Consider the following 13,166-nt stretch of genomic DNA (forward strand, 5'->3'; position numbering starts at 1 on the left):
CTTTGTGACTGAATTTTAATAAGTTATCTACATTAGGGCTAACTTACTTAAGGCATAGGTTTGCCATCATAAAGCAAACAAACGTCAATTAATTCAAATACGGCAAAAATAATGTGATTTAACTCACTATTTTCTGTAAATAAAGATTAAAAGCCGTTAAACTACGCCGCAGAAAATCGATGACATTTTGTCATCATGTAACCGTGCCTAACACGGAATGCCCATTGCAGTAACCACAAATGTGGAAGGAACATCCATGTCAAAACGTACTATAACCGTGATCCCAGGTGATGGGATTGGCCCAAGCATCATTGATTCAGCATTAAAAATCCTCGACAAAGCAGGATGTGATTTCGACTACGAATTTGCTGATGCAGGCTTAACAGCGTTAGAAAAGCACGGCGAATTGTTACCGCAACGCACACTTGATCTAATCGAGAAAAACCGCATCACACTTAAAGGCCCATTAACGACGCCAGTGGGTGAAGGTTTTACTTCTATTAACGTAAGCCTACGTAAAAAATTCAGCCTTTACGCTAATGTGCGCCCGGTAAACTCTTTCAAGGGCACACAAGCCCGTTACGAGAATATCGACATCATTACCGTGCGTGAAAACACTGAAGGTATGTACTCAGGTCTTGGTCAAACTATCTCAGACGATGGTGCGACAGCAGAAGCGACCAGTATCATTACTCGTCAAGGTGCAGAACAAATCACCACTTTTGCCTACGAGCTAGCCCGAAAAGAAAACCGCAAAAAAGTAACTATCGTGCATAAAGCAAACATCATGAAGTCTACTTCTGGTTTGTTCCTTAAAGTGGCGCGTGAAGTGAGCGAGCGTTACCCTGACATCACAACTGAAGAAATGATTGTTGATGCAACCTGTATGAAGCTGGTTATGAACCCAGAGAACTTCGACGTGATTGTCACAACTAACCTATTTGGTGACATTCTGTCAGATCTATGTGCAGGTCTTGTTGGCGGTCTTGGTATGGCGCCAGGTGCCAACATTGGTAAAGATGCAGCAATTTTTGAAGCCGTACATGGCAGTGCACCAGATATCGCAGGCAAAAACCTAGCTAACCCTACTTCAGTTATCCTGGCATCAATCCAAATGCTGGAATACCTAGGCATGGCTGATAAAGCTTCGATGATCCGTAGCGCTGTATCTGCAGTGATTGAAGAAGGTGATCGTACTACTCGCGACTTAGGCGGTACTCACGGTACAACTGACTTTACTCAAGCAGTACTCGACCGTATTAGCTAAATAGCATTAGCAAAACAACTAAAAAGCCCGTTGAATATCATGTTCAACGGGCTTTTTGTTTTAACAACCGAAATTAATGGTGGTTAAATACCTTCAGCGTAATTCACGCCTTTTTCAGGGAATAGCCACAAATGCACAGTCACTTCATCACGGTCATGATAAAGATGCTTGCATTGCATTTGGAACTCAATTTCGTTCTCTTCTAAAATGGCGCTCATGGTTTCCAGTACCACTTTTACCTCTTTAAAGCGGCTCTTCATTGGCAGTTTGAGGTTAAATATCGCCTCTTTAAACCAACCATTAATTGCCCAGGCTTCAATTAGCTCTGCCACTCGAGATGGTTTATCAACCATGTCACACACTAACCAATAGATATTCTTACGTGGCGGCTCCCAGCGGAAACCATCGGCGCGGTAATGCTTTACCTGGCCGGTTTCCATTAGCTTTTCATTCATAGGGCCATTATCAATGGCTGCTACCATCATGCCGCGGCGTACCAGTTGATATGTCCAACCACCAGGGCAAGCGCCCAAATCGACCGCATTTAAGCCACTGCGAGCACGCTTCTCATGCTCTTCTTTGGTTAAAAACACGCCAAAAGCTTCATCTAACTTTAAGCTAGAGCGACTTGGCGCATCGGCAGCCATCTTAAGTCTCGGAATACCCATAAAGTGTGGCGAAGAATTATCGCTATTGGAATAACCCACATAGGCTTTACCCGGCGCGATAAAGCACACATGAATTATCGGCTGCTTTGGGTCATCTTTTGCAAGTAAAGCACCCGACTTTTTCAGCCCTTGACGCAGCGGCACTGTAAACTTACGGCAAAAACCTGAAAGCTCTTTCGCCTCATTGGTGTCTGGCATTTCTACTCGTAAATCACCACATTGTTTCAATGAGCTAAGCGCTTCAACAATTGGCGATACCCTATCCTGCTCAGGCAGCGCATTAAGTAACTCTGCCGCGGCAAACATCTGCCTAGCAAATACCAAAGATGACAGCTTAAGCGCACGAATCAAACGGTCAGCGCCGTTATCTTCAAAACACTGATACACCACATAAGCATCGTTGACATTGGCTTTTACAAAACCGCCAATATTAAGCTCACCAGCACGATATTGAATTTCAGCGGCGCAATCTTTTTCATAACCAGCGCGGCAATATAGAACGAGGTTTTTCATCAATAACCTTTCACACAAGAGACAATCGGCGGGATTATAGCGCAAATTTTGGCGCAAGACTCAGCGCAAAGCGCGGCAGATATAAAAAAGCACCCTTTATGGTCATCAATAAAGGGCGCTTCAAAATCAATAAACTTAGCAACTACTTGGTCTGCGACGTCTGTAACCTAGACACACTATAAGCAAACAGTAACCAGCCGATGAGTAGGAAAGTGCCGCCAATAGGCGTGATTGGACCAACCCACTTCACGCCAGTCAGGGCGTATAAGTATAAAGAGCCCGAGAAAAACACCATACCTATGACAAAACACCATGCAGACCATACGATCTGCTTGGTATTAATCCACTGCGAGCATATCCCTAGCGCGAGCAAGGCAAAGGTATGGTAAAACTGATACTCCACCCCAAGTTTAAAGATGGAAATCAACTCAGCTGGCGCAATGTTTTTCAACCCATGAGCACCAAATGCCCCCAATGCTACCGCTAAAAAACCACTCACTGTCGCTGTTAATAAGATTGTTTTATTCATTTTGCTCTTCTACTCGCTAGGGCCTAGATACTCTTCAATAAACTTAACTGCGCTATCTAGGTTAGCGTCATAGGTATAACCTGACGACTTTCTTGGTTTAAAACTATGATCGCCATCGCCAAGCCAGCGAACCTCAACCCCTTCCCTTAGTGTCCACTCAGTTAACTGCTGCTTATTACCAAAGCTATCGCGCTCACCTTGAATAACCAAAGTTGGCATCGCACTGTCGTTAATGCTCGAAAGCCGTGGCTCTTTGCCTTTTGGCGGTAAAAATGGGTAACCCAAACAAATTACATGACTAATTTTGCTAGTAATATCTGTGAGTTCAGGAGTTAAACCATGCTCGTTTGACATCAAGATAGACGACATACGCCCGCCCATTGACTTACCAAGCAACACGATACGTTTAGGGGCAAGTTTACCAAGCTTGATTAACTGCTCAACATGGGCGAGTACCGACTCATAATGAGCAAGCAGTTTAGGCGCGCGCTCAGGTGGGCGACGCTTACCATCTGCCATATTGTTTTGCATATACATGAAGTTGAAACGCAGCACTTGAAAGCGCCGTGCAACCAAGCGCTCAGCCATTGATTGCATAAACTCATGGTGCATATTGGCACCCGCGCCATGGGCGAATATTATCAGCGTGTCGCTAATCTCTCCCTGAAGTACATAATCTTTGGCAAGCTCGGTCATTATTGTTTGTTCTCTACTACTTTTATTTACTGCTGCACTGTAACGCTAATGCAATGAAACTGCTTAACCCGCAAGTAAATCACTGCGCGATTCTTCAGCAAACATATCAACCATCCACTCTCTAAATGCCGATACTTTACCAAGCTCAGAATGGCTCTGCTGACACACGAGGTAATAGGCATCTTTACTGACCAACACTTCAGAAAAAGGACATACCAAACGCCCGGCTTTAATGTCAGGCCTTGCCAGTACGCTATACCCTAGTGCGATACCCTGACCATGGGTGGCAGCTTGCAGCACTAATGAAGAGTGAGAAAAAATTGGGCCTTGATTGACATTAATGTCGGTAATATCACATTGCCTAAACCAGGCCTGCCAGTCATGACGACTAGAGTCATGTAATAAGGTGTGATGCTTTAAATCTTTTGGCTCATTTAACGGCTTAGGGCCGTTGAGTAACAAAGGTGAGCACACAGGAATAAGCACTTCGTTTCTGAGCTTATCAGCGCGCAGTCCAGGCCAGTTGCCTTGGCCATAATAAATTGCCACGTCTACATCATCAGTCAGTGCACCTGTATCGCTATCAACAGCTTTAATGCGCACATCAATATCTGGATTCTTTTCACTAAACTGCGATAGCCGTGGTACCAGCCACTGAATAGCAAAACTAGGCGACATGCTTACGGTTAGTGAGCCGACTGCACTGCGCGCGAGCAGCCTGTCAGTCGCCTCACCAAGCTGAACAAAGATATCTTTAATATCGAGAAAGTAGCTTTGCCCCTCTTCTGTTAACAATAATGATCTATTTTTACGTCTGAACAGCTTTAACCCTAGAAAATCTTCTAATGCTTTTATCTGGTGACTTACCGCAGCCTGGGTTACAAATAACTCTTCTGCAGCACGCGTAAAGCTTAAGTGGCGGGCTGCTGCTTCAAATGCTTTGACTGCATTTAACGGTGGTAAGCGTCTAGACATAGTGATCTATCTCGTATTTTTTAATTAGTTTTTCTTATGATTATTGTTATTTTTTGTCGTTTGTAAAGAACACTGTGTTCGTGCAAAATTTAATCATCAAATTTTGGCGAGTTGGACAACCTCTAAGACGTGAATGGGAGTGTCCGACACTACCTTTTTGTTTGGAGAATCACACTTATGTTCAACCCAAAATCACTTATTGTTGCCATGTTACTCGCAGGCTTTACTGCACAAGCTAGCGCTGTAGAAGTTGCCAGCTTAGAGCTTGAAGATTTACAAGCGTCAATCCACGCTGAACTATTGCAAGACATGGAAAACATTCACCAGCAAGCACTAGTTGACACCAACGAGCACCTACTGACTGACACTAAAACTGAAGTCAGCGACAATGATAGTGTCTCTGAATAACTAGATGACTTAAGTTAGCGCTATCGAACTAGTTTGCACAAAGTCTGATAAGACTATCTAAATTATCAGCGTTCATAAACACAAAACCGCCAATTGGCGGTTTTTTTATATTTATTACAATTAATACATGGATAAAAACAAAGCGCCATCGAGGCGCTTTGCTAGTAAAAACATCTCAGTCCAGACATCTAAGTCCAGAGCAAAAATCCAAGTTAAGGGCGATAAACCTTAACGTTGGTATAGCCTTGCTCGATTAAGTAAAGTGCTTGCAGTTTACTCATCACACCACGGTCACAGTACAACAGGTAAGTTTTTGACTGGTCTAAATCGCCAAACTTGGTAGCAAGCTTAAAGAATGGAATGGTTTCCACCTCACAGCCATCTATCTCTAAAGGCGATTGCTCTTCCTCTTCTGGTGCGCGCACATCAATTACGACTTCGCCAGATTGGATGTCTTGTACTGTTTCAGTTTCGGTTACTTGTTGATCCATTTCAGTTTCAATATTTCGAATATCCATTACTACAGCAGACTCAACCACTTTGTCGATGAGATCTTCTGAGAACTTTTGCTCTTCAGCTTCAATCTTAGATAATACCGCTTTTACGGTCGGCTTTTGTGAGATCACGCCGCAATATTCAGGAATAGACTTGGCAAAATCTTCAGTACCGATATCACGGCTAATGTTAATAATGTCTTGCTTATCCATCGCGATCAGTGGACGCATGATGACGGTATCAGTGCAGCGGTCAATCACGTTAAGGTTAGTCAAGGTTTGACTAGAAACTTGACCTAAGCTTTCACCCGTCACCAAAGCTTGAATACCGTATTTTTCAGCAATTTTTGCCGCAACGCGCATCATCACACGTTTTAAGATAACACCCATTTGCCCGTTATCAATGCGCTCAAGAATTTCTTCAACTACTGGCTCAAATGGCACAGAGATGAAACGCACCTTGTGCGACTCGCCGTATTTCTTCCATAAGTGGAAAGCTACCTGCTTAACACCAATCTCGTGTTGAGTGCCACCTAAATTAAAGAAACAGTAATGGGTGCGAGCACCCTTTTTAATGAACTGGAAGCTAGAAACACCAGAGTCAAAGCCCCCAGAAATCAGTGACAGCACATCTTCTTGTGTCGCCATTGGGAAACCACCTAAACCTTCAATGCGGCGCTCAACCATGTAAAGCTTGTCTTGATCGATTTCAAGGTTAACCGTCATATCAGGATTTTTAAGCTTAACGCCAGCCGCTTCAGTAAACTGATTTAAGCCACCACCAACATAACGCTCAACTTCAATCGAATTAAAGTCATGCTTACCTGTACGTTTTACGCGCACGCAGAAAGTTTTACCCGCTAGCTCATCACGATACTTTGGCAAAACTTGCTGATAGATATCATCAATCGACTCGAACGGAGACTCGCTCACCTGAATTACATGAGCAATACCCGGAATACATGACATGCGCTCAGCAAACGCTTCATGCAAATGTGGCTTGTCTGCTGGTGCTAATACTAAAATCCTATCGTACTGACGCTGAACCTTGGCATCTTCGTCAATCTTTTTAAGCACATTGCGAATGTTAGTTTCGAGCATTTTAGTAAATCGCATTCTCACCGATTTACTCTTCATCATGATTTCAGGATATAGCTTAACAATAAACTTCATTGGTTTTTCCGCAGGCATAAATACAAAAGCTTTCCAGTCAAACATCCATTGACAAGAAAGCTTTCCATTATGCTAAAAATAGTTAATAAGTAGTCGGCTATTAGTTAGCAACCAAAGCTGGTTGAATAACTAATAAGCACAGCAAAATCAGCTTTTTAAATGCACTTTCATCGAGCTGCTTTTACAATTTAAAGTGCGTAAATGATAATCAAAAGTACGTTTTATCCGGTAGTAGCTGCAGCCACAACCCGCCCAAATTCGATAGATAAAAGCGCTTTAAAAAGCTCCGATTCCGCCAAAGCGGCGAGATTATAGCAAAAAGCACTTATAAACGAAAACCAGTGCTAATAAAAAGACCATCAAATGATGGTCTCGGTTTCGTATCAAAGCGCGCTAACTGAAGAGCGTTACTGGCCAACAGTGATTTCGTCAGACTCCATTGGCTTGCCTTGCTCAATGGCAATTTCTACGCGGCGATTACGAGCGCGGCTTTGATTAGAATTGTTATCGACGAGCGGTTTGTTTGACGCCTCACCCACGACTTTCATACGCCTCTCATCAAAACCTTCAACCTGCATTAACTCATGGGCGACCGCCACTGCACGTTTAGATGATAAATCCCAGTTTGAACTATAAAGCTCATTATTAATATGTGCGCCATCTGTATGCCCAGATACCGTGATGATCCCCGGCACATCTTTGAGTAGCTCACCAATTGAGCGGACAATCGGTTTAAATTTAGGTTGTAAGAAACCCGAGCCTGAAGCGAATGAGCCCTTCTCACGGATACGAATAATAATTTGCTGACCTAATGACTCGATCTCAATCGCGCCATCAACAATCTCTTCGTTAAGTTGCTCGGCCATCTTTTTGACCTGCTCATTAATATTCTCTTGTGAAGAGGCAGCATCTTTCTTTACAGCTTCTGCAGTTTGCTGCGCCGTGGCAGCGGCATTACCACCACGTTGCTCGCCCGATTGTTTCTGCACACCACCAGCACTTGATTCATCACCGGCTTGATACTCAATAGTTTGCTGAGTCATTTCATTAGTTTGCTGATTGATAATTTCAATCGGGGTTGGGTCTGGTTTACCCGGCCTAAACTCCAGCGCAATTACCGAGGTACCTTTAGGAATGTCTTTTACTTCTACCTTATTCTGCACACCAAATGCATACTTCATTGAACCTGCAATCTGCTTGAACTTCATCACGTCCATTTCAGAGAACGCCAGTAGCAGCACGAAAAAGCACATCAGCAGCGACATTAAGTCAGCAAAAGTCGCTAGCCATAACGGCGCGCCTGGTGGTGGACAATCGCACTTAGGTTTAGCCATGGGCTATTCCCCGTCCGTAGTATCGATTTGACGAGATTTTTCAGCAAGGTAGTTCTTCAAGAAGCCTTCAATCACACGCGGGTTTTGACCATCTTGAATAGCTAGAACCGCATCCATAATCAAATTACGGTTGAGCAGCTCTTCTTTCATACGCAGCTCTAGCTTATCAGCCATAGGAATCGCAATCATATTGGCGATCATCGCACCATAAAGTGTAGTTAAAAGTGCTACCGCCATTGATGGACCAATGGTTTTTGGGTCATCCATGCTTGAAAGCATGGCAACCAGACCGACAAGTGTACCAATCATACCCATAGCAGGGGCAACATCACCCATGGCCTTAAAAATACTGACACCGAGTTTGTGACGGTCTTCAGTCAACATTATGTCTTTTTCTAGTGCATTGCGTACCACCTCACCATCATGGCCATCCACCAGCATATCTACCGCTTTTTGCATAAAACTGTTGGTAATTTGTGCTTCCTCAAGCGCAAGGAAGCCACCTTTACGAGCTGCGTCAGCCATGTTGACTGACTGCTCAATCAAGTCTTCAGGTTTATCAATTTTAAACATGAAGGCTTTCATACCAATTTTAATGGCGCCGAAAAATTGCTTGAGATTGAACTTCATCAAAACCACAAACAGCGAGCCCATGAATACAATCAAGATTGACGCGACATCGACGAAAATACCGATACCACCACTGGTCGCCATCGCACCGAGTACGAATGCGAACGCACCAATTATTCCTATAAGGGTCGCTAAATCCACAATATCTCCTCAACCTGAGCTTATACTTCTAATCTGCCTTGATCATGTTGCTAATGAATACCGCATACAGCGCTATCTGTGACTGTTGTAATAATCAACGTATCCCACACTCAACAGTATTCAGTTTTACGCTGCTGATTTGAATTCTATTTTAGGCTAACAAACAGGTATTACAATTACTTATCGGTAAGATGCGAGGCAAGTTTAGAACTAATTAGCGCTTTGTCATAAAAGTTTCTAAATAAAGCGTGTCCTTGTGCAAATATCCGCCGACTTAATTTGACCACAAGTCGTTGCTGATATACCTTGTCACACGCTGAACTTAAGGGAAAATTATCGTGGCCAAAAAGTTAGAAAGCCTCAGTTTTGAGCAGGCTATTTCAGAGCTAGAACAAATCGTTGACAACTTAGAGCAAGGTGATGTTGCCCTTGATGACGCACTGAAACAATTTGAGCGAGGCATCAAGCTAGTTCGCCAAAGCCAAACTAAGCTTGATCAAGCCCAGCAAAAAGTCTCTATTCTTTTAGATGACGACAGTCAGCTACAAACATTTGAGCCTGACAGCGAATAATCTAACGCGACTAGCAAGCGCATCCATAGTTAGCAATTTAACACGGCAAGGTTTTCAGTGGATACTTCCTCACTTCCTCTTTCTGAGGCGATTAAGCATTACCAAACTCGAGTTGATGCCATTTTGGCAGAGACTATCGATCAACTCGACGACTCAGCTTCACACTTAAAAGCAGCCATGCGCCACGGCGCGCTAATTGGCGGCAAACGCATCAGACCATTTCTAGTTTACTCTGTTGGCGAAATGCTTGGCGCTAAACTTGAGCAACTTGATAGCGCAGCCGCAGCCATTGAGTGCATTCACGCCTACTCTCTTATCCATGATGATTTACCGGCAATGGATGATGACGAGCTACGCCGCGGCAAGCCAACCGTACATATCGCCTTCGATGAGGCGACAGCAATTCTAGCGGGTGACGCGCTGCAAACCTTAGCATTTGAGCTCATTAGCGAACCCAATTCTCAACTGGCACCAGCTCAGCAATTAGCTATGGTTAAAGCCCTAGCAAGAGCCTCTGGCTATGTGGGTATGTGTGGTGGTCAAGCAATTGATCTGAGCTCAACAGACAAGCGTATTGATTTAACAAGACTGACAGAATTACACAATAAGAAAACCGGCGCCCTCATCAGCTGCGCTATTGAACTTGCCCTTATTGCCGCCAGTGCCAGTGAGCTAGAACAAACCGCCATGACTGAGTATGGTCAAGCACTCGGTTTAGCATTTCAGGTGCAAGATGACATCCTTGATATTACCGCCAGCACTGAAGAGCTTGGTAAGCCACAAGGCAGTGACGAGCAATCAAACAAGAGTACCTTCCCTAAATTAATGGGACTAGAGGGTGCCGAAAACTGTGCTAAGCAACTTGTTGAAGATGCACTATCAGCGCTGACTAATTTGCCTTACAATAGCCAGTTAATTAAAAATTTCGCCCGCTATATTGTCGAGCGTAGATTATAAAAAGAGCAGAACTTCCCAATATGAGCTTTGATCATAGCCAATATCCAGTGCTAGCCCGTGCTAATACACCGGAAGACTTAAAACAGATCCCACAAAGCCAGTTAACGCAGCTGTCTGATGAGTTGCGACAGTTTTTACTGCAATCTGTGGGCGCATCAAGCGGACACTTTGCCTCAGGACTAGGCACAGTCGAGCTTACCGTGGCCCTGCATTACGTCTATAACACCCCTTTCGACCGCTTGGTTTGGGATGTCGGTCATCAGGCCTACCCACACAAAATTCTAACCAACCGCCGTGAGCAGATGCATACCATTCGTCAAAAGAACGGCTTGCACCCTTTTCCATGGCGCGAAGAAAGCGAATACGACACCTTTAGCGTTGGCCACTCAGGCACATCAATCAGCGCAGCCTTAGGTATGGCTGTGGCGGCTGAGCGTGAAGGAAAAGGCCGTAAAGTGGTCTCTGTGATTGGCGATGGCGCGCTTACTGGCGGCATGGTGTTTGAAGCCTTGAATCATGCAGGCGATCTGCATGACGACATGCTCGTGGTACTCAACGATAATGAAATGTCAATTTCGGAAAACGTGGGCGCACTGAACAATCACCTCGCGCAACTGATGTCAGGCCGCTTCTACACCACTATTCGCGAAAACTCTAAACGCGCGCTCAAAGATATGCCAGTTCTGAAAGAAATGGCTAAGCGTACCGAAGAGCATTTAAAAGGCATGGTGGTGCCTGGCACCTTATTTGAAGAGCTTGGCTTTAACTATATCGGCCCGATTGATGGCCACGATGTAAACGGTTTGGTGGATACCTTGCGTAATATGCGCAACTTAAAAGGCCCGCAATTCCTGCACATTATGACCAAAAAAGGCCGCGGTTATGAGCCTGCTGAAAAAGATCCAATCGGCTGGCACGCAGTACCTAAGTTCGACCCATCGCAATTTAAAAAGCCTGCCACTAAACCTGGCTTACCCACCTTTTCACAAGTGTTTGGTAAATTCCTTTGCGACATGGCGGCAACCGACAACAAGTTAATGGCAATTACCCCAGCAATGCGTGAAGGCTCAGGCATGGTGGAGTTTTCACAGAAATTCCCTAAGCAATATTTTGACGCAGCCATTGCTGAGCAGCACGCGGTAACCTTAGGTGCTGGCTTTGCGGTAGAAGGCTTAAATGCAATTGTGGCGATTTACTCGACCTTCTTGCAACGTGGCTACGATCAGCTTATTCATGACGTTGCACTGCAAAAACTGCCGGTACTATTTGCTATTGACCGCGGCGGCATTGTAGGCGCAGATGGTCCAACCCACCAAGGAGCGTTTGATTTAAGCTTTATGCGCTGCATTCCAAATATGGTAATTATGGCGCCATCTGATGAAAACGAATGTCGCCAAATGCTATACACTGGCCACATGTATCAAGATGGCCCATGTGCCGTGCGCTATCCTCGCGGCAGTGCAACAGGTGCTGAGCAAGTTGAGCAAATGACGGCAATTGAAATCGGTAAAGGTGTGCTAAGACGCCAAAGCGAGGCTAAAAAAGTTGCCATGCTTAACTTTGGTACCACGCTTGCGGCAACGTTAGCTGCTGCCGAGCAGTTAGATGCCTCGGTTGCTGATATGCGCTTTGTTAAGCCAATTGACGAAGCGTTAGTGCTTGAGCTCGCTAACAGCCATGACGTTATTGTTACCATAGAAGAAAACGCCATTATGGGCGGCGCCGGCTCTGGCGTTCTGGAGTTATTGCAAAAGCATAAAATCACCAAGCCAGTGCTACAAATTGGTCTGCCAGATGAGTTCATTAAGCACGGTGCTCCAAATGAGATTATCGCAGAGCTTGAACTTGATGCTGCGGGTATTGAAAAACAAGTTCGTGCTTATTTAGCTAAGTAAAAAAGTAGATAAATAGCGAGCTGGGTAGCGAACCGCTACCTATGTTTATAAGGCCCTAGCATTATGCTGGGGCTTTTTCGTTTATGAAGGTGAAAAATGCCTTACCTAACCAGCTGAAGCTATACCTAAAGCATTGAGTTAATCTTTAGCGCTGCCAGAACAGGAAACACTGGAATTTTCAGGCCAAGCCTAATCGAATGATAACCACCTATGCTTTGAGGCTGAAAACAAAAAACCGAGCCTAAGCTCGGTTTTTCACTCAATCATAAATGCCCTAGCAAATTATGCTTGGGTATCTACACTGCCGCCACCTTGTGACACCATTACCATTGCTGGGCGCAATAGGCGGTCATTTAGCAGGTAACCTTTTTGCATTACCATCATCACCTTGTTCGCAGGGAACTCAGCACTTGGCTGCATACCGATAGCCTGGTGATGATCTGGGTTAAAGTCTTCACCTTGTGGGTCAACTTGTTTCACACCAAACTTTTCAACGGTAGTTAAGAAACCTTTCATGGTTAGCTCAACACCCTCATGGATAGCTTTGGTTGCTTCATCATCAGCACTGGTGCCTTGAAGCGCGCGCTCCATATTGTCGATAACAGGTAGTAGCTCGTTAGCGAACTTTTCTAAAGCAAACTTACGTGCTTTTTCAACATCTTGTGCCGCACGAGTACGGATATTTTGTGTTTCCGCCGCTGCACGTAGCTCTACGTCTTTACGCTCAGCAAGCTGCGCTTGAGTCTCTGCAAGCTGTTGCTCTAACTCTTCGATACGGAAATTAGCTTGAGTTAATTCATCCGTTACGCTCTCGACTGTGGCTTCACCCGTCTCAACTTCTACTTCAGTTGCTACCACTTCTTCTACTTGCTCCTGAGAGGCAGTGTTTGACTCGTTGCTCATTTTCACTCCAG

13 protein-coding genes are annotated in these 13,166 nt (G+C 44.7%); 5 read left to right on the plus strand and 8 right to left on the minus strand.

From position 1 onward, the window contains the following. The first annotated feature begins 256 nt into the window (after nucleotides 1-256). On the plus strand, nucleotides 257-1,267 hold the full coding sequence (locus tag EXU30_RS03205) for an isocitrate dehydrogenase (RefSeq protein WP_130597784.1): 1,011 nt from the start codon (nucleotides 257-259) through the stop codon (nucleotides 1,265-1,267). 83 nt (nucleotides 1,268-1,350) lie between these two features. Here the strand turns inward: EXU30_RS03205 and rlmM are convergent, their stop codons facing one another. From rlmM to EXU30_RS03225, 4 genes are all read right to left on the minus strand, one after another. Further along, nucleotides 1,351-2,448 (minus strand): 23S rRNA (cytidine(2498)-2'-O)-methyltransferase RlmM, encoded by a 1,098-nt coding sequence (gene rlmM, locus EXU30_RS03210; RefSeq protein ID WP_130597785.1) that lies wholly within the window; start codon nucleotides 2,446-2,448, stop codon nucleotides 1,351-1,353. 142 nt (nucleotides 2,449-2,590) lie between these two features. After that, nucleotides 2,591-2,977 carry a DUF423 domain-containing protein gene (locus EXU30_RS03215; RefSeq protein ID WP_130597786.1) on the minus strand — a complete coding sequence of 129 codons (387 nt, stop codon included), beginning with the start codon at nucleotides 2,975-2,977 and terminating at the stop codon, nucleotides 2,591-2,593. A 9-nt stretch (nucleotides 2,978-2,986) separates the two neighbouring features. Beyond that, nucleotides 2,987-3,673 (minus strand): alpha/beta fold hydrolase, encoded by a 687-nt coding sequence (locus EXU30_RS03220; RefSeq protein WP_130597787.1) that lies wholly within the window; start codon nucleotides 3,671-3,673, stop codon nucleotides 2,987-2,989. Between the two features lie 63 nt (nucleotides 3,674-3,736). Next, nucleotides 3,737-4,648 (minus strand): transcriptional regulator GcvA, encoded by a 912-nt coding sequence (locus EXU30_RS03225; protein WP_130597788.1) that lies wholly within the window; start codon nucleotides 4,646-4,648, stop codon nucleotides 3,737-3,739. Between the two features lie 177 nt (nucleotides 4,649-4,825). Between EXU30_RS03225 and EXU30_RS03230 the strand changes: the two genes are divergently transcribed. Then, entirely contained in the window at nucleotides 4,826-5,056 is a 231-nt protein-coding gene (locus EXU30_RS03230; protein ID WP_130597789.1) for a hypothetical protein, read from the plus strand. A gap of 212 nt (nucleotides 5,057-5,268) precedes the next feature. On the opposite strand, the gene thiI is transcribed toward EXU30_RS03230, so the two are convergent. The 3 genes from thiI to pomA all read right to left on the minus strand — a co-directional run bounded on the left by thiI (nucleotide 5,269) and on the right by pomA (nucleotide 8,828). Beyond that, on the minus strand, nucleotides 5,269-6,723 hold the full coding sequence (thiI, locus tag EXU30_RS03235; protein WP_130597790.1) for a tRNA uracil 4-sulfurtransferase ThiI: 1,455 nt from the start codon (nucleotides 6,721-6,723) through the stop codon (nucleotides 5,269-5,271). A gap of 407 nt (nucleotides 6,724-7,130) precedes the next feature. Further along, a complete protein-coding gene (locus EXU30_RS03240; RefSeq protein WP_130597791.1) occupies nucleotides 7,131-8,057 on the minus strand; it encodes a flagellar motor protein MotB in 927 nt (308 codons plus the stop codon). 3 nt (nucleotides 8,058-8,060) lie between these two features. Continuing rightward, entirely contained in the window at nucleotides 8,061-8,828 is a 768-nt protein-coding gene (gene pomA, locus EXU30_RS03245; protein ID WP_130597792.1) for a flagellar motor protein PomA, read from the minus strand. A gap of 338 nt (nucleotides 8,829-9,166) precedes the next feature. On the opposite strand from pomA, the gene xseB reads away from it, so the two are divergent. Genes xseB through dxs form a run of 3 tightly spaced genes read left to right on the plus strand, consistent with a single transcriptional unit; the run spans nucleotide 9,167 to nucleotide 12,252 of the window. After that, nucleotides 9,167-9,400, plus strand: coding sequence for an exodeoxyribonuclease VII small subunit (gene xseB / locus EXU30_RS03250; protein ID WP_130597793.1), 234 nt, complete (start codon nucleotides 9,167-9,169; stop codon nucleotides 9,398-9,400). Between the two features lie 57 nt (nucleotides 9,401-9,457). Further along, entirely contained in the window at nucleotides 9,458-10,357 is a 900-nt protein-coding gene (gene ispA, locus EXU30_RS03255) for a (2E,6E)-farnesyl diphosphate synthase (RefSeq protein WP_130597794.1), read from the plus strand. Nucleotides 10,358-10,377: 20 nt separating this feature from the next. Continuing rightward, nucleotides 10,378-12,252 (plus strand): 1-deoxy-D-xylulose-5-phosphate synthase, encoded by a 1,875-nt coding sequence (gene dxs, locus EXU30_RS03260; RefSeq protein ID WP_130597795.1) that lies wholly within the window; start codon nucleotides 10,378-10,380, stop codon nucleotides 12,250-12,252. 282 nt (nucleotides 12,253-12,534) lie between these two features. Here dxs and grpE read toward each other — a convergent pair whose 3' ends face one another. Continuing rightward, nucleotides 12,535-13,155, minus strand: coding sequence for a nucleotide exchange factor GrpE (gene grpE / locus EXU30_RS03265; protein WP_130597796.1), 621 nt, complete (start codon nucleotides 13,153-13,155; stop codon nucleotides 12,535-12,537). Between the last annotated feature and the right edge of the window lie 11 nt (nucleotides 13,156-13,166).

Source organism: Shewanella maritima, assembly GCF_004295345.1.
Classification (GTDB): Bacteria; Pseudomonadota; Gammaproteobacteria; order Enterobacterales; family Shewanellaceae; genus Shewanella; species Shewanella maritima.